Consider the following 21,464-nt stretch of genomic DNA (forward strand, 5'->3'; position numbering starts at 1 on the left):
CCGTGGTCCGGGGGCCCCCCCGGCCCGCCGGACCACTTCCGACCGATGGCAGAGCGCAGAGAGGTGGCGAGCCGGCATGGCGGAACAGCGGCAAGGACGCGACCCGGTGACGGCCCATCCCCGACCGGACTTCCCCGCGCAGCACCAGGAACATCCCGGATGGACCCCTCCGATGGACCCGGCCCCGGACCACGGCGAGACGACCTACGAGGGGCACCGCTTCCTGGAGGGCCGGGTCGCGCTGGTGACGGGCGGAGACTCCGGCATCGGCAGGGCCGTGGCGCTCGCGTACGCCCGCGAGGGCGCGGACGTCGTGTTCACCCACCTTCCGGAAGAGGAAGAGGAGGCGCGCGAGACGTCGCGCCTCGTCACGGAGGCCGGACGCAGGGCGGTGGCCGTGCCGTGCGACATCCGGGACGAGACGCAGTGCGAGGCGCTCGTCGACCGCACCGTGCGGGAGTTCGGCCGGATCGACGTCCTCGTGAACAACGCGGCCTACCAGATGGCTCAGCCCGACGGCATCGCCGCCATCGAGACGGAGCAGTTCGACCGGGTGATGAAGACCAATCTGTACGGCATGTTCTGGCTGACGAAGCGGGCGCTTCCGCACATCCCGAAGGGCGGCAGCATCATCAACACGACCTCGGTGCAGGCGTACAAGCCGAGCCCGCCGCTTCTCGACTACGCCATGACCAAGGCGGCCATCGTGAACTTCACCCAGGGGCTGGCGCAGATGCTCGCCCCGGAGGGCATCCGCGTCAACGCGGTGGCGCCGGGCCCGGTCTGGACCCCGCTCATTCCCGCGACCATGCCCGAGACGGCGGAGTTCGGGAAGCAGTCCCCCCTCGGCCGCCCGGCACAGCCGGCCGAGATGGCGCCCGTCTACGTCTTCCTCGCCGGCGACCAGGCCGGTTACGTCACCGGCGAAGTCGTCAACGCCACCGGCGGCACACCTCTGCCGTGAGCGGGGACGTGACGCCGGGAGCGGGGACGTGACACGTCCGGGAGCGGGGACGTGAGCGGGGACGTGAGCGGGGACGTGACGCGTCAGGGCGGCAGGAGGGTGCCGAGGGGGCCGAGATCGAGGTTCAGGTCCTCGAGCGTGAGGCCGTAGCTGTCGCAGAGTTCGATCATCCGGTCATGGAGGAGCATGAGGGTCAGGCCGAGCCTCTCCTCCTGCTCCTCGGTCAGGTCGCCCTGGTCCACGCGGTGCAGCGCCTGACGCTCCATCAACTGCCGGAGCAGCTCCACGATGGTCAGGACGAGCGTGACCAGGTCCCGCTCCACCGTGTCGGGATCACTGTGGAGGCGGCGGGCCGCGTGCCCGGCCGCCGCCCCGCTGTCCACCGCCGACAGGTCGTCCGTGCGCGCCGGCAGCAGGGAGAAGGCGCGTTGCGCGGCCGCGGCGACCTCGCGACGGCGGTCGGCCGCGGCCGGGCCGGTACGGTCGGCGGAACCGGCCGTTCGGTCAGAGGCGCCGGCACGGTCGGCGGAACCGGCCGTTCGGTCAGAGGCGCCGGCACGGTCAGAGGGGCCCGTCATGGCGCGGTCCCTCCGGTTCTCGCACGGCGGCCTCCTCCTGCGACGGAATTTCCCGCACGCCCGGCAGGATCGACGTCAGGGCCCACTGGTCGTCTCCCTGTGCCGCGACGATGACGGCGCGGAGGGAGACCTTCACCAGGTCGACGTCCGCGATCGACAGGATCAGGTCGCCGGTCAGCACCACTCCCCCGCTCAGCAGCCGGTCCAGCAGGTCGATGAGTGCCACCTGGCGGTCCGCGAGCCTGTCGTCGTCGCGTGCCGTCACGGCCGGCGCACCTCTTCCGGCGCCTCCGGGCCCGGGAGCACCGCGAACGAGTACGGGGCCCACGGCCCGGTGATCTCGACCCGGATGCCGTTCAGGTCCCGCGCCGAGCGCAGGACGAGCTCACGGAACTCGTCGGAACGCGTGCGCGGCACCAGGTAGGAGTCGTTGGCCACGTTCTCCCCCGTTCCGACGGCGAGCCGGCCCTGCTGGGGCCGGTGGCGCGCCCGTTCCACGGCCACCTCGCGCACCTCGGCCTCGATCCTGCGGACCGCCTCGGCCGCGGCGGTCCAGGCGGCTCCCCTGTCCTCGCGCTGCTGTCTGCGGCGACGCAGATAGGCCCGGCCCGGGTCGGGGACGTCCTCCTGCGCGTCGGCCGGCGGGGCGGACGCCCGCGGGGCTTCGGCATACACCTTGACCCCCCATTCCACGTGCTCGGCGAACCGGTCCAGCATGCGCTCGAAGGTCTTCTCCCCGCGGCGCAGGACGTCGCGCACCCGCTCGTCGTCCAGGTAGACCGTCGCCAGCCGCAAGGGAAGAACGGCGGTGCGGGACGCGAGAACGTCCACGACGCCGTTGTGCGCCCGTGCCACGCGCTCGAGCCAGTCGAGGTCCTCCAGGTGGACCTTGAGCGCGGCTTCGGAGAAGTCGCTCTCCGGTACGGAACCGACGACGGCCGCCGTACCTCCCACGCGGACGATCCTCACCGGACCCGGCCCCACGCCTTCGACGCCCTCCTGCACCGCCTCTTCCAGGGCAGCCGTCGGGCGCACGACGGCATACGCGTAGCTCAGCTCTCCGTCCATGAGTCAGTCCCGCCGCTCCTCGTCCTCGGTCTCGTCCTCGGCCTCGGTCTCGTCCTCGTCCTCGGCCCGGGTGTCCGAGTCGCGGCGGGACCGGGCCTTCCTGCCCTCCGGCTCCCGTCGTCTGCTCCGGCGCTCGGGAGCGGCCCGTGGCTCGTCCGCCTCGGCCGCTCCTTCGGGCGTACGGCGCCGGCGGCTCCGCGTTCCTTCCGGCAGCTCCGACCGGGATGCGGGGCGGGCGCGGAGTGCCTTGACCTCGGCGCGCAGGCGCTCGTTCTCGGCCTCCAGCTCCCTGTCCTTGCCGGCTCGTGAGGACAGTGCGGGATCGTGCTCCCACCAGTCGATCCCGATCTCCCTGGCCTTGTCGACCGAGGCGACGAGGAGCCGGAGCCTGATGGTCAGCAGCTCGATGTCGAGCAGGTTGATCCGGATGTCCCCGACGATGACGATGCCCTTGTCGAGCACACGCTCCAGGATGTCGGCGAGGTTCGCGCTCTGCTGCTGCTGACCGTAAGGAGACAGCGAGCGCGCGGCCGAGTTGCCTGCGGAGTCCGATGCGTCCACGACGGATTCGACCTCGCTCTCGCTCCCTGGGCGTCAGCTCTTGCGGCCTCGACGGCTGCGGGGGCGTTCGTCCGCTTCTTCGGCCCTGGTCTCGCCGGCGTCCTCGTCCTCTTCCTCGCCTTCGTCCTCGTCGTCGTACTCGTCCTCGTACGCGTCCTCCGGGCCCTCCTCGTCCTGCTCCTCGTCCTCGTACTCCTCCTCCGGAGCCTCGTCCTCCGGGGCCTCGTCGTCCTCCTCGTCCTGCCCCTGCTCCTCGTACTCGTCCTCGTACTCGTCCTCATCCGATCCGTCGCCGCCGCCCTCGGCTTCGGCCTCGTCCGCGTCGCCCTGCTCAGGAGCCTCGTCCCGTGCTTCGCCGTCCTCGTCCTCGTCCTCGTCGGGGCCGGCGACGACCTTGCCGTCCTGGATCTTGCCGCGCCAGCCGCCCGTCGCCTCGCCCTTCATCATGACGAACGTGCGGAAAGCCTTGAGATCGAGCCGAGCACGCCGGCCCTGCGCCCGGACGAGGGCGCCCGCCTTCTCGACGATGCCCTTGGGGAAGTACTCCATGACCAGCAGGACCTTGGTCAGGTTCTCGCCGAGCGGGTGGAAGGTGACCACGCCCCTCGTGGTGCCCTTCGCCCCCTCCGAGGTCCAGGCGATCCGCTCGTCAGGGATCTGTTCGGTGATGGTTCCCTTCCACGCCCGGGTCGACTTGGCGACCTTCACCTGCCACTGGGTCGTGGTGTCGTCCTGCTGCTCGACGGACACGACGCCCTTGGCGAAGGTGCCGAACTCCTGGAACTGGGTCCACTGGTCGTACGCCTCGCGCACCGGGACGCCGATGTCGATGTCCTCGATGACGGTCATGCTCTTGTGCCCGGCCGACGACGCGGCGGAGTGGGGCTCGTGCGTCTTGGCGCCCTTCACCTTCTCGGCGAGCGCGTCCTTGGTGTGGGCGGCGGTGTCCTTGACCTGGGAGACCTTGTCCCGCGCGTGAGAGGTCGTGTCGGCGACGCGCGCGGCCGCCGACGTGAGGGCGGCCTTGCCCGGCGCGTGCTCGGCCAGTTTCCTGCCGCCCTTGCCCGCCCCGCGGGCCAGGGCGCGCGGGCCGATGCGGGCCTCGCCCAGCTTGCCGGCCGCGTCGCCTATGCGATGGCCCATGCCGGTCAGCACCTTTTCGAGGCGCGCCTCGAGGTAGGTCTCGAACTCTTCTGCCAGCCGGTTCGCGCCGGGATTGCGATCCAGCATCTTCTGCGCCCCGGAGGATCCCGCGGAGCCTTTCGTCCCCCGCTCCGAAGCCCTGGCGTCAGGCATCGTCCCGCCTCCTGGTAGTCCTCGACCGGGTGCCCTTCGACGTGCCGGACGACTTCTGGGACGACGTCTTCGACGACCCTCCGGTCGTGGCTGCCGAGGAGGTACGGCGAGAGGTCGTCGTACGTCGCGGACGCGGCTCGGGTTCCTCGTCCTCGCCGGACGGCTCGCCCTCGTCCCTGCCCTCGTCCCCGGCTTCCTGCTCGGTGGTGTCCTCGTCCGTCCGCTCGTCGTGCTCGGCGGTGTCGTCGGGGTGCTCGTCCTCGTAGGCCTCGTCGTCCCGCCGGCTTTCCGGTTCCTCCTCGTGCTCCCCTTCGCGGAGCCCCTCGGTTCGCCTGTGCAGGGCGTCGGCCAGGTGCCCGGCCTTGGCGTTGAGCACGGTGGTGGCCGCCGACTTCCCCGCGCTCACGAGTTCGCCGCGGACCTGCTGGTTCACGTTGCTGAGGAGGGGCGACTGCGCGAGGGTCCTGCCCAGCTGTCCGGGCTTGATGCGCGATCCTGCCAGCGCCATGGCCAGCCCGAACGCGAGTTTGGCCTTCTTCGTCCGTCCCAGGACATATCCGCCGACCAGGGCGGTGCCGATCTTGGCGTTGTTCATGACGGTGCTTTCTCCTCACCCGCCCGGGCTCCTGGCGCGGTCCTGGAGGGAGGCACGGCCCAGCCGCTCTACGTACCGAGGGACCCGGCGCTTCGGAGCTGGTAGGCCCTGATCTCCTCCAGTCGTCGCAGGAGCCCTTCTTCCTGTTCGTTGAACTCCTCGTCGGTCACGTGACCCGCCTCCCGCGCTCGTTCGAGTTCGGCGAGCTGCTCCTGAACGGGGCCGGGGTCGTAGTACTCCTGCTCAGCGGCCTGCACGACCTTGCCCAGGACCCATCCGATCCCTCGGAACGGAGCGGCGGGCAGTATGAGGATCTCGGTCACCAATCCCACGGCGCCTCCCTGTGCGTACGCGGCGACGGTCAGGCGAAGCTGTACGGCGGCAGCGGCCCGCGGATCCGGATGTCGACACCCTCGGGCTGCTCCTTGATCACCTCTTCGCCGGCGTTCGTGAATTCCTCGGCCCGTTCCTGGTCGACCAGGAACGAGGCGCTCACGAAGTACTGCTGGGACGGCTCGGACAAGCGCTCGGCGCGGGCGAGCGGCCTCAGCGCCGCGAGCACCGTTTCGGCGAGTGCCGCCTGCCTGGCGGTCATCTCGTCGCTCAGGAGCTTGCCCAGTTCGAGCCGGTCCTCGTACGTTCCGCCACCGTCACGCGTCGCCTCGTTCAACTCACGAACCTGTGCGGAGTCCTCGAGGATCCGCCGCATGGCGGCTTCCTCCTCTTCGATCCCCTTCACGTTGAACTCCACGCGGCCGTCGAGTTCTTCGAGGCGCTGGGTGAACTGCGCGGCGCCGTCTTCCAGTACGGCGCGCACGGCGTCGTCGTTCTCGGCGACGAAGCCGAAGCCCAGGGGCAGCGTGACGCCATCGTTCCACAGCCGGGTCTGGACGTCGTGATGCGCCTCGACGTCCTGGCGCTTCACACCGATCTCTTCCGGAGCCTCGCTCACGACGGCGCACAGGTCCCCCTGGCCGATCGTGCGCAGGGCCGCGTCTTCGCCGCCCACGCCCGTGAGGCCGTCGAGGCGGAGCGGGTGCGAGGACTTGGTGATCGCGTAGACATAGAGAGCCATCACTGTTCGCCGTCCTCCGAAGAACGCCGCGCACGGCGCTCGTGACCGCGGTCGTCGGCGCGTTTCCCGTCGTGACGGGGCTGCTTCTCTCGCTCTTCGTCGCGATTACCGGTGAGGGAATCCGTGAAGGCCTCGACGGCCCCGGTGAGTGCGCCCTTCGCCTTGCCCTTGGCGCCGCCCTCGGTCGTCTTCTCCATGACGTCCGTCAGCTGGGCCGGGGCGTTGCGGCCGCTCTCCAGATCGAGCCGGTTGCACGCCTCGGCGAAGCGGAGATAGGTGTCCACGCTGGCCACGACGACGCGGGCGTCGACCTTCGCGATCTCGATTCCGACGAGGGACACGCGGACGAATGCGTCGATCACCAGGCCGCGGTCGAGCACCAACTCGACCACGTCGTAAAGATTTCCCGTGCCTCCACCCTGTCCGGGCATCCCGCCGCCCTGTTGCACGACAGACACGTCGACCTCCTCACGGTCGAAGGGGCGGGTTGACGCTCAGCTCTCCTCCTTGTCGATCCGAGAGCGCGGGTAGCGTTTTCCGCGCTCGTATCCGAGCAACTGCCCGTCCGGGCCCAGCGCAACCTCATAAGTCGCCATGATGCTCGTCGTCTCCGGAATACGCTCGAGCTCCACGACCTCGATCTCCGCCGCCCAGCCCTGATCGGTCGGCTTCAGAGCGGACACGGACTCGGGGGTCCGGCCCAGGAGTTCCGTGAGCTGCTCGACGGCGTACCGCAGGGCCTTCGCGGCCGGTACGCGCTCCTGCGCTTCGGCGTCATCGGCGGCTTCGGGCTCGGTGTCGGACTCGCTCTCGGGCTCGGCCTCGCCCTCGTATTCGTCCTCGTCCTCGTATTCGTCCTCGTCCTCGTTTTCGGACTCGACCTCGTTTTCGGCCTCGTCCTCGGCCTCGTCCCGGCGCTCGGGCTCGGCTTCGTCGCGATCGTGTTTCCTGCGCTTGCCGACGTCACTCGTGACGGTTCACCACCAAAGTTGGCATTCCCGTTCTTGCCACGATTCGCATTCCACCTTATCCGCGATATTTGGCGTACGCCACGAAGGCGTAACGACCGACCGACCCTGCCAGCACTTACCGGCATGGATACGAACATTCCGGGAAGTTGCACGGTGAACGAGACGAGCACACGAAAGAACAGAGGGAAGGCGCGTCCATGGAAGTCTCCGGAATCATCAGCGCTCTCGTCATCGGCACCATCATCGGTCTGCTCGGCCGACTCGTCCTGCCCGGTCGGCAGCACATACCGATCTGGCTGATGATCCTCATCGGCATCGCGGCCGCGCTGGGCGGTTCCGCCATTGCCCATGCGGCCGACCTCGACGACACCAGCGGAGTCGACTGGATCGAATGGCTCATCCAGATCGGCCTTGCCGCGGTCGGGGTCGCCCTGGTGGACAGGGCCCGCGCAAGAAGGTGATTGCGTCGCCCGGGCGCGGGTAGCCGCCGTGCAGCCTCTCGAGGGCGCCAGGAAGGAATTCGGCTGAGGAGCTGATCTGCGTGGCTCAGGGCAAGAAGATTCGTGGCAAGGCCCAGGAAACGATGGGCAAGGCGAAGGAGAAGGCCGGAGAGGCCACGGGCAAGGAGGATCTGCGCCTCAAGGGCGCCGGCGACCAGATGGAGGGAAAGGCCAAGAAGGCCGCCGGGGAGACCGGAAGGACCGCGAAGGGGACGATGGACGAGGCCAAGGGCAAGACGCGCCGTCGCACGTGACGGTCGCGTCATCGTGGGGGACCGACCCGGACGGCAGTGAGCGCGTCCGGGTCGCCCGTGTGACGGCCCCGCCGTTTCCGGCGCGGCCGAGAGGGCACTGGCGGGCCAAGGGGGCGTAGCCGTACACGACGACGAACCAGGGAGCTGTCATGCCTCGCGGATCGAGCTCCAAGCGGGAGCGGCAGTACGAGCACATCAAGGAAAGCGCGGAGCAGCGCGGCGAAAGCACCAAGCGCGCCAAGGAGATCGCGGCCCGCACGGTGAACAAGGAGCGCGCCAGGTCCGGTGAGGCCGGCAGCTCGAGCAAGAGCTCCACGCAGGGCAAATCCGCCTCGCAGCGCGGCGGCGAGCGGTCCGGCAAGGGCGGCTCGGACGACCGGACGTACGACGAGCTGTACGCCGAGGCGAAGCGCCGCGACATCCACGGGCGGTCGTCCATGAACAAGGCCGAGCTGAAGCGTTCACTGAGCGGCAGCTGACGGCGTGGCGGCGCTCCCCGTAAGGGTGGCGTCGCCGGGCGTATCTGGGTACGCCCCCGCGAAAAGTGGGGTTCGACTGCCGATGAGCCCGCCCCGGCGTCATCGCAGACTGCTGGCATGCGCCGCGAAACGGCCCCGACCGGCAGCACGTACACGGGTACCGCGGACACGGATACCGATGTCCCGGCACGGATCGAGGGCGGTCTGCTCGCGGCGAGCAGGCGTCAACTGCTCGAGAAGCGGCTTCTCGACCTCGCTCTCGGCCTGCTGGCGCTGGTCCTGCTGTCGCCGGTCTTCCTGGTGGCAGCGTGCCTGATCAAGCTGACCTCCCCGGGGCCGGTGCTCTATCCGCAGGAGCGGATCGGGCGCGACGGGGAGCCCTTCCTCATGTTCAAGCTGCGTTCGATGCGCCTGGGCGCGGAGAGCCAGCGGTCGGCCTATCTGCACCTGAACGAATCCACCGGCCCCCTCTTCAAGATCCGCCGGGATCCGCGGGTCACTCCGGTGGGACGGGTTCTCCGCCGTTGGAGCATCGACGAGCTGCCACAGCTGCTGAACGTCATCCACGGCGAGATGAGTCTCGTCGGCCCGCGTCCCCCGCTTCCGGAGGAGTGCGAGCACTACGGTCCGCGGGAGCGGCAGCGGCTGCTGGTGAAGCCCGGCATCACCTGCGTCTGGCAGGTCAGCGGCCGCTCCGACATCCCCTTCGCCGAACAGGTGCGGATGGACCTGGACTACATCGCCACGTGGGACCTCCGGTCGGACATCAGGCTCCTGGCCCGGACGGTGCCCGCGGTGCTCGGCCGCCGAGGCGCCTACTGAGACTGCCTACTCAGCTGAGACTGCCTACTCAACCTCAACGCCTGCCGGGAAGTCCCAGCAGGCGTTGAGTCGCACCACCGCTCACACCAGCAGCTCCGAGACGGCCTCGGTCAGGCCGCCCTGACCGGCGAGCAGGGCCTGATGGGCGAACATCGCGCACCAGGTGTTGACGGCCTCCTGGTCGCGGGAGAAGCGGACCCCTCCGTCCGCTCGCACGAAGCCGAGCAGCGCCCGCGTCAGGTCGCCCAGGCGTCCGGCCCAGCCGTCGCCCTGCAGGCGGCCACGGCCGCGCAGGACGCGGCCGATGCGCAAGGCCTGGGCGAGGACGTCGGAACGTACGAGGCCGCCGCCGGTCGTCTCCGTGAGGGTGCCGTCGGCCGCCTGCAGCCGCATGAGCCGCGCGTACAGCCTCTCGACCGCCTCCAGCGCCTCGTCGTTCGCCGAGGGCGCCCCGATGAGGAGGCCTTCGATCCCATAGAGGAGCGGGTGCACCTCGCGGCACGGCCACGTCTCCCCCAGCACGGCCTCCCAGTGCGCGCAGGTCCGTCGGCAGACCCGTGCGAGGGGTGCCCCGAGCACGCCGTCGGGTATCCGGAGCAGGGCAGCGGCCGCTTTCAGGTGGTGCGGACCCGGCCGGGTCGACCAGCGGTCGGGAAGGGGCGCGCGGGCCACCGCGTCATGGGACCGCAGGACGGCGGATCCCGACGTCATGCCGTCGATGGCGGTGCACAGCCCGGCGGCCGGCTCCTTCCAGGCTTCGTACCCGGTGACCTGCCCGAAGGTCGCCGCTCCCCGCGCCGCCATCGCCAGGTCGAACGTGAACACGCCGGCGTTCCGCCAGTCGGAGGGAGCGCCGGACACGTACAGCCGGGTCGGCGGAACACCCCGCTCCGCCAGGCTGCGGCTGATCCAGTCCAACGCCTGCCGGCCGTGCGCGCGTGCCTCCGCGGCGCGGTCCGGGGAACTCGCCGCTCCCGAGGCCAGCCAGGCCATCGAGGTCAGGTAGTAGCCGGTGATCTCGAGGTAGACGAACTCGGGTCGGCCTTCCGGGTCCAGCCGGCCGGCGACCGCTCCGCGCTGCGCGCCCTCCTCGATCTGGGCACCGCCGGACAGCAGCCACCGCTCGATCCGCCGGGCGGCCTCGGCGGTCTCGCCGGACAGGCCGGCACCGGCAGCCGCGGCACCGGTGATCCCGGTGCCGCCGGTCCCGGTGCCGCCGGTCCCGGTGCCGACGGTCCCGGTGCCGACGGTCCCGGTGCGGGTGATCCTGGTCCCGGTGACCGGGGACGCCGGCCTCATCGCCGGAACTCCGTCGTCGTCCCCTGTGCGATCTCCTCGCCGAGGATCTTCACGATCCGCTCGCCGGCCAGGCCGTCCCCGTAGGGCTCGTGGCGCGTGGCCATGCGCGCGTGGCGGACGGGGTCGTCGAGCAGGGCGGCCACCGCCGCGACGATGCTGTCCTGATCGGTGCCGACGAGATCGGAGGTGCCGACCCTGAGGGGCTCCTCGCGGGCCGTGCGGCGGTTGACCACGAGCAGGGGTTTGCCCAGGACGGGTGCTTCCTCCTGGATGCCGCCCGAATCCGTCACGATCAGGTACGAGTCGGCGAGCATGTGCATGAACGGGACGTAGCTGCACGGTGCCAGCACCTCGACGTTCCGGGGGCGGGCTCCGTCCAGGATCTGCTCCAGCATCCGGGCCACCGGCGGGGACGGGTGCCGCACCAGCTGGAACCGGACGTCGGGGTAGAGGCCCGCCAGCTCCCGGACGGCGCCGAATATGGCGCTGATGCCGTCGGGGATGCTCTCGCGCCGGTGGGTCGTGATCACGACACGGCGTTGCCCGTCGGGGGGCGCGGGCGCGTGGCGCGGCTGCGAGAGCGCCCAGTAGAGCGCGTCGATACCGGTGTTCCCGGTGAGGAACACCCGGTCCGGTGCCACTCCCTCGCGGACGAGGTTGGCCCCGGCCATCTCGCTGGGGGCGAAGTGCAGATCCGCGATCGCGCCGAGGATCCGCCGGTGGCCCTCCTCGGGCCAGGGGGCACTGTTGTCGTAGGTCCGCAGTCCGGCTTCGACGTGAGCCACCCGCGTCGACGAGTGGAAGGCCGCCACGCCGGCGGCCATCGTGGTCGTGGTGTCACCCTGGACCAGGACGACGTCCGGGCGTCGCTCCTCGCAGATGTCGCCGGCCCAGCGGGCCACTTTCCACGCGACCTCGGCGGGACGCTGGTTCCTGCGCATCACGTCCAGCTGGTGGTCGACGCTCATCCCGAAGGTCGTGAGCGCGTCGGACAACAGCTCTGCGTGCTGGCCGCTGGAACACACGATCGTCTCGAAGGTCGAATCCAGGTCGCGCAGTGCCCGGATGGGCGAGTACATCTTGATGACCTCGGGCCGTGTGCCAAGGAACGCGGCCACGCGAATGCGTCGGGCCATGGGGCCACCTCCTCCGTCCGGTGCGCCGCGATTGCAGCCAGTCTGCTGGGGCGCACGGGGAGGTTCATCGGCAGTCGGACCCGATTTTGCGCGGGGCGATGCCCAGATACCGCGGGTGGCCGTGACGGCACCTCAGGTGCCGGAGCGCCACGACGGAGCGTCGTCCAGGGGGACGGCGGCCTCCTGGCGGGTGTGGACGCCGAGCTTGGCGAGCACGGCGGCCACGTGGTGGGCGGCGGTCTTGGGGGTGATGTACAGCCGGGTGGCGATCTCCCGGTTGGTGAGCCCCTGGCAGAGCAGGCGCTGCACCTCCCGCTCGCGCTTGGTCAGGCCGTACGGATTGGCCCATGTCGAGGCGCGCCTGCCGTGCGGGGTGCGCCGCACCCCGGCCGCCCGCAGGCGCTCCCAGGTCCGGTCCGCGGCGGGCCGGGCCCCCAGGGAGCGGAAGGTCTCCAGGGCCCGCCGCATCGCGGGCACGTCGCCGCCGAGGCCGGCCAGCGCCGCGTCGTACGGGCAGCCGAGCTTGTCCCACACCCCCACCGCCTCGGCCCAGTGCCCGGCCAGTTCCAGGGCGTACGGCTCGGCCGCCCGGGTCTGCGAGGGCATGCCGCCGGCCAGCCGGGACCAGCGCAGCAGTCCCCCGACGAGCCAGGGGTCGGTGTCGAGGGTGACGTCCTTGAGAGCGTGTTCCGCCTCCGCCGCGGCGAGGGCGTCGTCCCCTTCGAGCCAGGCCGCTTCGGCGCGGGCCGCCCACACCGGGCCCGCCAGGAAGAGACCGGCCTCCGCTCCGTACGAGAGTGCCTCGTCCAGCAGCGGCCACACGCCCGGTTCGCCTCGGCGGGCCCTGACCAGGGCCGACGTCACCAGGGGCAGCAGTCGGTGCAGCGGCTGGGGGTTGCGGGCGAGCACGTCGTCGGCCTGCTTCTCGGCCCGGGCCCACTGGCCGCGGTGCAGCATGCCGAGGCCGGCCGCTCCGAGGGCCGGCACCAGGAACACCGGGCGTTCGTGTTCTCTGCAGTACGCGCAGGTGCGGACGGTCAGCCGGTCGAGGCGCGGCAGGTCGTGGTGGAGCGCCGCGGTCCAGCAGGCCACCGCTCCGAGCAGGCAGGCGTCGTCCGCGAGGCCGTCCTCGGCCATGGCCGCGTGCCAGGCGTCCTCGAACTGCGGCCAGTCCTGCCCGTGGCAGGTGACGTCGAGCAGGGCCGCGTGGACCCGCGCATGGGTCTGCAGCGCGGGTTCGCCCGGTCCTTGTCCGGCGGCCTTGCGGGTGTAGTCGGCCGTCGTCACCGGGTCGTAGCCGAGGCAGGCCAGCTGGGCGAGGGCGGCGTAGGCCCAGGCGAGCCGCCGGGGCGAGCCGTCGCCCTCCAGCAGGCGCACGGCGTCCAGGCCCGTCCGCCAGGCGTCCGGCGTGCGGACCGCGAGCCAGTGCAGGCGGGAGAGCCGTCGCAGGTCCTCCGCCTCGCCCTGCCGGTCGCCCTGCTCGCGGCGCAGCCGCGCCGCTTCCTCCCGGGCCTCGATCGCCTCCGGAAGCTTTCCCGTCACGTAGCTCTCGTGCGCCTGGGCCTCGAGGAGTCCGACGCGCTGCGCGAGCGGTGTGGCAGCCGGGTTGCGCACGGCGCTCCCGTACAGCGCGGCGGCCTCGCGGTGCGCGCCGAGGGCTGCGGCGTAGGAAGCCGCCCTCGGGGCGTACTCGGCGAGGGCCGCCTCGTCGCCGGCCTGCTCCGCGTGGAAGGCGAGCTGGGCGAGGTCTCCCGGGTCGACCGGGCCGGACCGCATGGCCGACAGGACCCGGCCGTGCAGCCGTGCGCGCCGGTAGCCCGGAAGCGACTCCCAGACCGCGAGGCGCGCCAGCTCGTTGCGGAAGCACAGCACCGGGCCGTCCGTGCACAGCACACCCGATGCCAGGCAGTCGGCGAGACCGGCCGCCGCGTCCGGCGACACGGCGGCGATCAGCGGTTCGGTGGCGCGCGGGCCGATGACCGCCACCGTCTCCGCGGTTTCCCGGGCCCGGTCGGGGAGCCGGGCGATGCGGCCCATCACCGCTTCGCGCACGGTGGTGGGGACGCCGTGGCTGCGGGCCGCCAGGACTTCGGTGACGTAGAACGGGTTGCCGTGGGTGTTGCCGAACAGCTCGTGGGCGTCGACGGGATGCCCGGCGGCGGCGGTCAGCTCGGCGACGGCCCGGCGGCTCAGCGGCCCCAGGGTGCACCGGTGCACGGCCGGGGAGGAGGCGAGGTCGCCGAGTACCACCGCGAGGGGGTGGGCGGGGCCGATCTCGTCGTCGCGATAGGTGGCCAGCAGCAGGAGGGGGATCCGGTCGATCCGCCGGGCGAGGAAGCGCACCAGGTCCAGGGTGGCCTGGTCGGCCCAGTTCAGGTCCTCGATCACCAGCAGCGTCGGCTGCCCTCCCGCCTGGCGTCCCAGGGCGGAGAGCACCCTGCCGAAGATGCCGCTCGGGTCGGTCCGGCGTCGGAGGCCCGCTTCCAGGGCCTGGGTGACCGGCGGGCCGAGCAGCGGGGCGACGTCCATCAAGGGGGCCAGCGGGCTGGGGGCGGAGAGCGGGTCGCAGGCCCCGAGCAGCACCCGGGCCTGGCCCGCGTCGGCCTTCTCCTCAGCGAAGTGCCGTACGACCGCCGTCTTGCCGATGCCTGCCTCACCGCGCAGCAACACCAGCCGGCCGTGGCCCTTTTCGGCCTGTTCCAGACAGTCCGCGAGATCCTGCAGTACGGCGCCGCGTTCGAGAAGGTCGGTCACGGCTGTCCCCAGCGTGCGTGCGTCCCGTATCCGTGCACCTTTCAGTCTAAGGATCTTCGGGCCGGCCCGCCTGCACGCCCGCCCCGTCCCGGCGCCGCCAGGGCAGCGCCACGCCGCCGTGTGACGGGCTCGTCGCATGCTGTATCTGGGTACCCCGGTGCGCAAAATCGGGTCGGAGTGCCGATGAAGCCGCCCGCGGCACCGCCGGAGACTACTGGCATGCGCCCGGAAACCGACCGGATCACCTCCGTGGGCCCCGAGATCCACCTGTTCGAGCCCTCGGGGTACGCAGGGGTCTTCCAGCACGCGTGCCGCCTCGGCGAGCTCCTCGCCCGCTCCGGCCGGCACGTCGTGCTCCACACCGGGCACGAGCACGAAGAGGTGAGCGTCAAGGGCGTCGACCTGTGCCCGTGCTCCTGGTGGCCGCGTGACCGTCCGGGCGGCCTCCGGCGCTCCGCCGCCATCGCCCGCCGCTTCGTCAGCCGTACCCTGCCGCACCTGCACAGCACGGTGCCGCGGGGCGCGGTCCTCCATGTGGAGGGGATCGCCGCGGCCGGGGCGCTCACCCTGCTCACGCTGGGCGTCGCGCGGCTCAGGCACCGGCTGGTGGTCTACTCGCCGCACGACACGTTCTCGCGGCGGGGCCGGGTGGACGGCTGGCTGCTCCGGCTCGCCCTCCGTGTCCCGCACACGCTCGTCGTCTACTCCCAGGCGGACGTCGAGGTGCTGCGCCGCCGCGGTCTCGAGGCGCACTGTTCTCCGCTCGTCCAGCTCGTGCCCGAGGCCTCGGAGGAGGAGCAGCTCGCGTGGCGCAGCGCGTGGCGGGCCGGTGCGGACGTGTCCGTCATCCTCTTCGCGGGGTGCATCCGGCCCGAGAAGCGGCTCGACGTGCTCATCGAGAGCGCTCGCCACTGGCCCGCGGACCGGCGCCTGGCCGTCGTCGGCGAGGACCGGGGCGGGTGGGCGCACTGCGCGGAACTGGCGGAGGCGTACGGCGTCGACGTGGCCGCACGGGTCGAGTTCCTCGAACTCGAGGAGTTCGCGGCGGCGATCTCGGCGGCGGACCTCGTGGTCCTGCCCTATGACAAGGCCAGCCAGAGCGGCGTGCTCGCGGTGGCCCGTCAGCTGGGCACCCCGACCGCCGCGGCGAACGTGGGTGGCCTGCGGGAACTCGCCTCACAGACGTTCGAGGCGGGCGATCCGCACGATCTCAACCGGGCCATCGACGAGCAACTGGCCGACGGCGAGTCCCCCGACCCGGCGTTCGACGAGAACCGGGCCGTCGAAGTGCACCTTCTCGCGTACAGGCGGCAGGCATGACGACGAATCCGTCCCGACGCGACCTCCGGACCTCCACAACGGTGGACGGCACACCGCCCCCGGCGCGGCCCCCGAGGGAGCCCGTCCTGGGCTCCGTCCCCCTCCATGACCTCCTGCGCTGGTGGCCCCTGGTGGTGCTGACCACTCTCGCCGCCCTCGTCGCGAGTGCGGTGGTGGCGTGGGGGCCACGGGACCCCTCCTACCGTGCGACCACGAGGATGCCCGTGACGCCGCTCTCGCAGTCCGACGAGACGTTCATCGGTACCAGCCTCATCCGTGATGCCGGCGACGCCCAGCGGACCTCGTCGACGGTGGCGCGCCTGCTGGACTCCCAGCGTGTGGCGGCCGCGACCGCCCGGTCCCTCGGTGCCCCCTGGACTCCCGCGTCCGTCCGCGCCGCCGTCGACGTCAAGACGGTCGACGAGACGAACATGATCGAGGTCACCGCCCGGGCGGACGAGCCGGGGCAGGCCGTCCGCGTGGCGGAGACGTTCGCGCAGACCGCGCTGAAGGACCGGTGGCAGACGGTCTCGGCGGAGCTGGACCGCCGCATCGCCTTCGCGCAGAAGAACACCGACGCCGACCCGAACGCCGGGGAGGAGTCCCGCAGGCTGCAGCTCCTCACCTTCGTCCGCCAGTCCGGCGTGGACCCGACCCTGAGCATCGACTCGACCGGCCCGGCGGTGCGCGTCGACGAGGTGCCCGCGGCCGTGATCATGGTCATGGCCGGAGCCGGTGGGATGTTCCTCGGCGTCCTCGCGGCCTACGGGATCGAGCGGCACCGGCGCCGCCCGCGGGACGAGGACGTCGCCGCGCCCGCCCGCGAGCTTCCCGTGCACCCTTCGGAAACCCTGAGCCGCAAGCCCTGAGGAGCTGAGTCCGATGCCGCTCCCTGCTCCCGGATCGCCCCTTTCCCGTCCGACCCCCCGTCTCATGGGCATGCCGATCGACGCGGTGACGCTGGACGAGGCCGTCGACCGGGTGTTCGACAGCCTGGCGGAGGGCCGGGGCGGGACGGTGCTGACGCCGAACATCGACATCCTGCGGCAGTACCGGCGGTCGCCGGAGCTGCGGCGGATGTTCGAGCAGAGCGAGCTCGTCGTCACGGACGGAATGCCGTTGGTGGTGGCCCTGCGCATCCAGCGGACCCCCGTGCCCGGGCAGATCACGGGCACGGACATGCTGCGGGCGCTGGCCGCGGGAGCAGGAGCGCGGGGACGCTCGGTCATGCTCGCGGGAGGCCGGCCCGGTGAGGCGGAGCGGGCCGCGGACCGGCTCCGGCAGGTGAGCCCGGGGCTGCGCGCCGAAACCTATCCGTGCTTCGTACGGCCCGAGACCATGGCCGCGGAGCTGGCGGCCCTCTCCCGCAGGCTGGTCGCCGCCGCCCCGGACATCGTCTTCATCGGTCTGCCCTTCGCGAGTCAGACGGCGGTCATGTCCGATCTGCGCCCCGCGCTGCCCGGCACCTGGTTCGTGGGGGTGGGTTCGAGCTTCGACTTCGTCAACGGCGACCGCTCACGGCCCCCGGAGCTCGTCCGGCGGCTCTGCCTCGAGTGGGCCTGGCGGCTGACGAGCCAGCCCTGGCTCTGGCGCCGCTACCTCGTCCAGGGGCTCCCGACCACCGCCCGGCTGGCCGTCGACGCCCTCCGTCTGCGGTGGCGGCGCGACGCGTCGCCGACGACCTCGGCCGGCCGCCCGGCACTGCCATGAACGTCGGCACCGAGGCGGTCTCCGTGTCCCGCGCGCCGACCGGGCGCAGCCTGATCGCCTCGGCCTCGTGGATGACCGGAAGCCATCTGCTCGCCCAGGCCTTCGCCTACGGATCGCTGATCTTCCTCGCCCGCCAGCTGCCGCCCTCCGGCTTCGGCACCGTCGCGGTCGGAACGGCCGTCGTCTACATCGCGACGCTGCTGGTGGACCACGGCACGTACGGCGCGATCATGGTGCACCCGCACCTCACCCGGGCCTACCTCGTACGCGCCTTCTGGCGCTGCTTCCTCGTCGGCGCGGCGCTCGCCGCGGTGATGGCGGCGTCCGCGGGGCCCCTGGTGGGCACCTTCGCGAACGGCGGAGACGCGCCCGCCGTGGCCCTGCTCGCCGTCTGCCTGCCGCTGCACGCGATCTCCCTGATCCCCACGGCCCTGCTGCACAAGTCGATGCAGTTCCGGCGGCTCGCCGGAGCGACGGCGGCCGGCAACGTCGTGTCGGCGGTGGTGGCCGTGGTCGCCGTCCTGGCCGGAGCGGGCATCTGGTCGCTGGTCGCGCGGCAGGTGGCGCTGTTCGGCCTGCTGGCCGTCCTCACGACCGCGCTGTGCCTGCCGGGGCTCCGCCGCCGGAAGGCGCTCCCGCCCGCCTCCCCCGCCCAGACGCGCGAGCGCACCGGCGACCGGTGGTTCTTCCTGTTCGGCGTCACCCTGATGCTGGCCGCCAACATCGACTACCTGGTCGTCGGGCTGTCGAGCGACGCGAGTCTCGTCGGCCTCTACGCGCTGGCCTTCACGATCGCCATGGCGCCCTCGACGCAGTTCTCGGAACAGGTCGGCAAGGTGCTCTTCGCCGCCGCCGCGTCCAGCCCCGAGACCAGCGGGCAGCGGACGGTGCAGTCGGTCCGCCTGATGTCCGCGCTCCTGCTGCCGCTGCTGCCGGTCGGCATCCTGCTCGCACCGGTGGTCCTTCCGGCCGTCCTCGGGCCCGAGTGGACCGGCATGGTGGCCGCCTTCCAGGTGCTCTGGGTGGCCGGCATCGGCTACGCCATCGACAACTGCATCGGCGAGGCGCTCTCGGGTACGGGACAGATCGCCTTCCGCGCGAAGGTCATGGCCGCCCGGTGCGTCGCCACCGCGACCGCCCTGTGGGTCCTCGTGTCGGTCGACGGGATCCGCGGCGCCGCGCTGGCGCACCTCGCGGTCTTCGTGCCGTACGCGGCGCTGTACGCCACCGTCGGGGCGCGGCTCGCCGGAACCTCGGGCCGCGAGCTCTGGCACGCGCTGCGCCCGGTCGTGACCGCGGTGGTGTGGCAGCTCATGGTGACCGCCGCCCTGCTGCTGTGCCTGCGCGCCTCGGGCGCGTCGGACGACGTCGCGGTCTGCGTCGGGGCCTCCGCCGGGCTGGCGGTGTCGGGATGGCTGCTGTTCCGGCGCCTCGGCAGGAGGCGGTCGCCGTGACCTGGGCCGTGGCCGGACGGAACCGGCCGCACCGGCCGGCGCCGTTCGCGTCCCGGCCGGACCGTCGCACGCTGCGCACGGCGTGTGCCGCCGTGCTGGCCGCGCTCGTGTTCGGGGCGCTGCTGCCCGGTGACCCGCTCACGGCCGTCGGCGCCGTCGTGGTGATCCCGCTGGCGCTCGGGGCTCCGGTGGCCGCCCTGTCCGTGCTGATCGCCGTCACGGTGCTGGTGCCCTTCGAGGTGCAGGACCAGTTCTCCCTCGTCGGCGGATCCGGCCGGCCGGGGCTGCTGCTCGTCGACGTCCTCATGCTCCTCGGCATGTGCCGGGTCGCCTGGCTCGTCCTGTCGCGGAGGCTTGAGCTCGACAAGCCGCTCGTCGTCGCCGCGGTCGTCACACTGGTGCTCGCCGTGGCGCTGGCCTGGGGGATCGCCCGCGGAGCCGACGTGAGCGAGGCGGGCCACGAGACCCGCCGGGTGATGCTCGGGGTGGGTGCGTTCGTGCTGGCGTGGCCCGTGGTCCGGGACAAGGCGGCCCGTCGGCGTCTGGAGGGGGCGCTGATCGCCCTCGGCCTGGCCCTGGGCCTGTGGGGGCTCGTCCAGTGGGGGTTCTCCATCGACTACACGAGCTCGGCCGACGTCGGCATCCGCCGGGGTGTGGACCTCACCTCGGCGGGCCGCGGTTCGCTGCAGGGCGGGCTGTACGCGTATCCGGTCGCCGTGACGCTGGCCTGGGCCGCGCTGGTGTCCGGGCGCCTGCGGTCGGTCCCGGTCCGGTGGCTGCTGGCGGCGGTGGTGTGCCTGAACGCGGTCTGTCTCTGGCTGACGTACGAGCGGACCTTCTGGGTGGCGACGGCGGTGTCCTGCGCCTCGGTGGTGGTCATGTCGGGTGCCCAGGCACGGCGGAACGCGGCGAAGTGGGTACCGGTCGGCGCCGTGTCCCTGCTCGTGGGCCTCGCCGTGCTCGCCCCCGGCGAGATCCGTACGGCCCTGGAACGCGTGCTCTCCGTCAACCGGCTCGAGATCGACGAGTCCTACTCGTACCGGGTGATCGAGTCGCAGGTCGTCCTGGAGGAGATCGGGGGCCGGCCGCTGACGGGCTCGGGCTTCGGCGCCACGGTCACCTGGGGCAAGGAGGACACGTTCGCTCCCCTGACCACGCCGTTCATCCACAACGGTTACCTGTGGCTGGCGTGGAAGATCGGGGTGCCGGCGGCGGTCTTCCTGGTGGCCGTGATCGTGGCGGCGGTCCTGCGGCGCGGCGCGCCGGGAGAGGACCCGCGACTCCACGTCCTCCGGGTCGGCAGCCGGGCGTCCCTGCTCTCCCTGCTCCTCACCACCATGACCTTTCCTGCCTTCAACACCCTCGGCGTCACCGCCGTGACGGGGCTGCTGGTCGCCGTCTGCTTCTGCGGCCGTGACGACGTCTCGGCGGGACCGCCGCCGGTGCCGCGCGGCGGTGTGCCGGAGCAGACCGGCCCGCGGGCGGGCCCGGGTTGAGGAGGCGATGCGCTCGTGCCGGTCACCGGCCGTTCCCGTGGCGCGGGCCTCCGTCCGCTCGGTGCTCCGACGCGCCGCGCACGGTGGCTGGCCGGTGTCGTGCTGGGCGTCCTGCTCCTCACCGCCGTGCCGTCCGGATCGTCCACCGGCTCCCTGACCGGCCCGGCGCAGGAGCAGCAGCACGGTTTCGCCCTGCCGACGTACTCGGGGGACGGCTACGACGACGCGGGGGCACTCGACGACCGTCTCCGCCACCTGTCCGACGTCGGCGCGGGATGGGTCCAGATCACTCCCACGTGGTTCCAGGCCGACGCCGGCGCCCACGAGATCACCCGGGCGCCCGCCGGCGCGGTGTGGCAGACGCCGGACGACGCCGGTGTGCGGAAGGTGATCGCCCTGGCCCACGCGCACGGCCTGAAGGTCCTGCTCAAACCGCATGTCGACCTGCCGGACGCCGAGAGCCGGGGCAACATCCGGCCACGCGACCACGCCGCGTGGTTCGCCTCCTACACCGCCTTCATCACCCACTACGCCCGCCTGGCCGCCGGGACCGGCGTGGAGCAGTTCGCCGTGGGGACCGAACTGGAAGGGGTGTCCGGTGACAGGGCGGAGTGGCTGGCCGTCATCCGGGCCGTGCGCGCCGACTATCCGGGGCTCCTGGTGTACGCCGCCAACTACGACGAGTACCCCCGGGTGGCCTTCTGGGACGCCGTGGACCTGATCGGCGTGGACGCCTACTGGCCCCTGAGCGCGCGGCCCACCCACGACGTGCGGGCGCTGGAACGCGCGTGGCAGCCGATCCGGGAGGAGCTGGCGGCGTTCGCGGCCGGACGCGACCGCCGGATCCTGTTCACCGAAGCCGGCTACGTGAGCCAGCGCGGGTCCACCACCGCCCCGTACTCCTGGACCGTCAGCACGACGCCGGACCAGGCGGAGCAGGCGGCCGGCTACGAGGCGCTGCTCGCGGGCTTCCGGGACGAGCCCTGGTGGGCCGGTGTGTTCTGGTGGGTCTGGGACGTCATGCCGCACGGCAGCCCGGACGACGCCCTCGACTACACGCCGCGGGGGAAGGCCGCCGAGGAGGTGGTACGCCGATGGTGGACGTGACCGGCGACCTGGGCGACACGAGGGG

The 21,464-nt window shown here is 72.1% G+C and carries 24 protein-coding genes; 11 read left to right on the forward strand and 13 right to left on the reverse strand.

Annotated features, from left to right (window positions below; genetic code table 11):
• Positions 1–76 precede the first annotated feature (76 nt).
• Positions 77–964, forward strand: a complete 888-nt coding sequence (locus tag ACFVGS_RS08940) for a glucose 1-dehydrogenase (RefSeq protein WP_385691783.1) — start codon at positions 77–79, stop codon at positions 962–964.
• A gap of 83 nt (positions 965–1,047) precedes the next feature.
• Here ACFVGS_RS08940 and ACFVGS_RS08945 read toward each other — a convergent pair whose 3' ends face one another.
• From ACFVGS_RS08945 to ACFVGS_RS08990, 10 genes are all read right to left on the reverse strand, one after another.
• Positions 1,048–1,542: a gas vesicle protein K gene (locus ACFVGS_RS08945; protein WP_385691786.1), complete on the reverse strand. Its 495-nt coding sequence runs from the start codon at positions 1,540–1,542 to the stop codon at positions 1,048–1,050.
• Complete coding sequence (locus ACFVGS_RS08950; protein WP_384408161.1) at positions 1,526–1,807, reverse strand: gas vesicle protein; 282 nt, start codon at positions 1,805–1,807, stop codon at positions 1,526–1,528. Before ACFVGS_RS08950 ends, ACFVGS_RS08945 begins: the two co-directional genes overlap by 17 nt.
• Positions 1,804–2,610: a GvpL/GvpF family gas vesicle protein gene (locus tag ACFVGS_RS08955; protein ID WP_385691790.1), complete on the reverse strand. Its 807-nt coding sequence runs from the start codon at positions 2,608–2,610 to the stop codon at positions 1,804–1,806. Before ACFVGS_RS08955 ends, ACFVGS_RS08950 begins: the two co-directional genes overlap by 4 nt.
• Before the next feature lie 3 nt (positions 2,611–2,613).
• Positions 2,614–3,171 carry a gas vesicle protein gene (locus ACFVGS_RS08960; RefSeq protein WP_385691793.1) on the reverse strand — a complete coding sequence of 186 codons (558 nt, stop codon included), beginning with the start codon at positions 3,169–3,171 and terminating at the stop codon, positions 2,614–2,616.
• A 33-nt stretch (positions 3,172–3,204) separates the two neighbouring features.
• Positions 3,205–4,401 carry an SRPBCC family protein gene (locus ACFVGS_RS08965; protein ID WP_384408167.1) on the reverse strand — a complete coding sequence of 399 codons (1,197 nt, stop codon included), beginning with the start codon at positions 4,399–4,401 and terminating at the stop codon, positions 3,205–3,207.
• Between the two features lie 58 nt (positions 4,402–4,459).
• Complete coding sequence (locus tag ACFVGS_RS08970; protein WP_384408169.1) at positions 4,460–5,062, reverse strand: hypothetical protein; 603 nt, start codon at positions 5,060–5,062, stop codon at positions 4,460–4,462.
• A gap of 68 nt (positions 5,063–5,130) precedes the next feature.
• Complete coding sequence (locus ACFVGS_RS08975) at positions 5,131–5,394, reverse strand: gas vesicle protein GvpG (protein WP_384408171.1); 264 nt, start codon at positions 5,392–5,394, stop codon at positions 5,131–5,133.
• 29 nt (positions 5,395–5,423) lie between these two features.
• On the reverse strand, positions 5,424–6,137 hold the full coding sequence (locus ACFVGS_RS08980; RefSeq protein WP_384408173.1) for a GvpL/GvpF family gas vesicle protein: 714 nt from the start codon (positions 6,135–6,137) through the stop codon (positions 5,424–5,426).
• Positions 6,137–6,595, reverse strand: a complete 459-nt coding sequence (gene gvpJ, locus ACFVGS_RS08985) for a gas vesicle protein GvpJ (protein WP_385691798.1) — start codon at positions 6,593–6,595, stop codon at positions 6,137–6,139. Before gvpJ ends, ACFVGS_RS08980 begins: the two co-directional genes overlap by 1 nt.
• A gap of 36 nt (positions 6,596–6,631) precedes the next feature.
• Complete coding sequence (locus ACFVGS_RS08990; RefSeq protein ID WP_384408449.1) at positions 6,632–6,874, reverse strand: gas vesicle protein; 243 nt, start codon at positions 6,872–6,874, stop codon at positions 6,632–6,634.
• 431 nt (positions 6,875–7,305) lie between these two features.
• Here ACFVGS_RS08990 and ACFVGS_RS08995 point away from each other — a divergent pair, with 431 nt between their 5' ends.
• The 4 genes from ACFVGS_RS08995 to ACFVGS_RS09010 all read left to right on the forward strand — a co-directional run bounded on the left by ACFVGS_RS08995 (position 7,306) and on the right by ACFVGS_RS09010 (position 9,163).
• Entirely contained in the window at positions 7,306–7,569 is a 264-nt protein-coding gene (locus ACFVGS_RS08995; RefSeq protein WP_384408177.1) for a GlsB/YeaQ/YmgE family stress response membrane protein, read from the forward strand.
• An 80-nt stretch (positions 7,570–7,649) separates the two neighbouring features.
• Positions 7,650–7,862, forward strand: coding sequence for a CsbD family protein (locus ACFVGS_RS09000; RefSeq protein ID WP_384408179.1), 213 nt, complete (start codon positions 7,650–7,652; stop codon positions 7,860–7,862).
• Positions 7,863–8,011: 149 nt separating this feature from the next.
• On the forward strand, positions 8,012–8,341 hold the full coding sequence (locus ACFVGS_RS09005) for a plasmid stabilization protein (RefSeq protein ID WP_384408181.1): 330 nt from the start codon (positions 8,012–8,014) through the stop codon (positions 8,339–8,341).
• Between the two features lie 117 nt (positions 8,342–8,458).
• Positions 8,459–9,163, forward strand: coding sequence for a sugar transferase (locus ACFVGS_RS09010; protein WP_384408183.1), 705 nt, complete (start codon positions 8,459–8,461; stop codon positions 9,161–9,163).
• A gap of 81 nt (positions 9,164–9,244) precedes the next feature.
• Here the strand turns inward: ACFVGS_RS09010 and ACFVGS_RS09015 are convergent, their stop codons facing one another.
• From ACFVGS_RS09015 to ACFVGS_RS09025, 3 genes are all read right to left on the reverse strand, one after another.
• Positions 9,245–10,462, reverse strand: a complete 1,218-nt coding sequence (locus ACFVGS_RS09015; protein WP_385691802.1) for a hypothetical protein — start codon at positions 10,460–10,462, stop codon at positions 9,245–9,247.
• On the reverse strand, positions 10,459–11,598 hold the full coding sequence (wecB, locus tag ACFVGS_RS09020; protein WP_385691805.1) for a non-hydrolyzing UDP-N-acetylglucosamine 2-epimerase: 1,140 nt from the start codon (positions 11,596–11,598) through the stop codon (positions 10,459–10,461). The genes ACFVGS_RS09015 and wecB overlap by 4 nt, the downstream gene beginning before the upstream one ends.
• 132 nt (positions 11,599–11,730) lie before the next feature.
• Positions 11,731–14,352 (reverse strand): AAA family ATPase, encoded by a 2,622-nt coding sequence (locus ACFVGS_RS09025; RefSeq protein ID WP_384408189.1) that lies wholly within the window; start codon positions 14,350–14,352, stop codon positions 11,731–11,733.
• Between the two features lie 219 nt (positions 14,353–14,571).
• Between ACFVGS_RS09025 and ACFVGS_RS09030 the strand changes: the two genes are divergently transcribed.
• From ACFVGS_RS09030 to ACFVGS_RS09055, 6 genes are all read left to right on the forward strand, one after another.
• Positions 14,572–15,672, forward strand: coding sequence for a glycosyltransferase (locus ACFVGS_RS09030; protein WP_384408191.1), 1,101 nt, complete (start codon positions 14,572–14,574; stop codon positions 15,670–15,672).
• Positions 15,673–15,803: 131 nt separating this feature from the next.
• Positions 15,804–16,541 (forward strand): hypothetical protein, encoded by a 738-nt coding sequence (locus ACFVGS_RS09035; RefSeq protein ID WP_384408193.1) that lies wholly within the window; start codon positions 15,804–15,806, stop codon positions 16,539–16,541.
• Positions 16,542–16,605: 64 nt separating this feature from the next.
• On the forward strand, positions 16,606–17,382 hold the full coding sequence (locus ACFVGS_RS09040; RefSeq protein ID WP_384408195.1) for a WecB/TagA/CpsF family glycosyltransferase: 777 nt from the start codon (positions 16,606–16,608) through the stop codon (positions 17,380–17,382).
• Positions 17,379–18,836: an oligosaccharide flippase family protein gene (locus ACFVGS_RS09045; RefSeq protein ID WP_384408197.1), complete on the forward strand. Its 1,458-nt coding sequence runs from the start codon at positions 17,379–17,381 to the stop codon at positions 18,834–18,836. Before ACFVGS_RS09040 ends, ACFVGS_RS09045 begins: the two co-directional genes overlap by 4 nt.
• Positions 18,833–20,332 carry an O-antigen ligase family protein gene (locus ACFVGS_RS09050; protein ID WP_385691808.1) on the forward strand — a complete coding sequence of 500 codons (1,500 nt, stop codon included), beginning with the start codon at positions 18,833–18,835 and terminating at the stop codon, positions 20,330–20,332. Before ACFVGS_RS09045 ends, ACFVGS_RS09050 begins: the two co-directional genes overlap by 4 nt.
• Before the next feature lie 15 nt (positions 20,333–20,347).
• On the forward strand, positions 20,348–21,439 hold the full coding sequence (locus tag ACFVGS_RS09055) for a glycoside hydrolase family 113 (RefSeq protein WP_384408201.1): 1,092 nt from the start codon (positions 20,348–20,350) through the stop codon (positions 21,437–21,439).
• The last annotated feature ends 25 nt before the right edge of the window (positions 21,440–21,464 follow it).

Origin of the sequence: Streptomyces sp. NPDC127114 (assembly GCF_042677525.1) — a bacterium.
Lineage (GTDB): Bacteria > Actinomycetota > Actinomycetes > Streptomycetales > Streptomycetaceae > Streptomyces.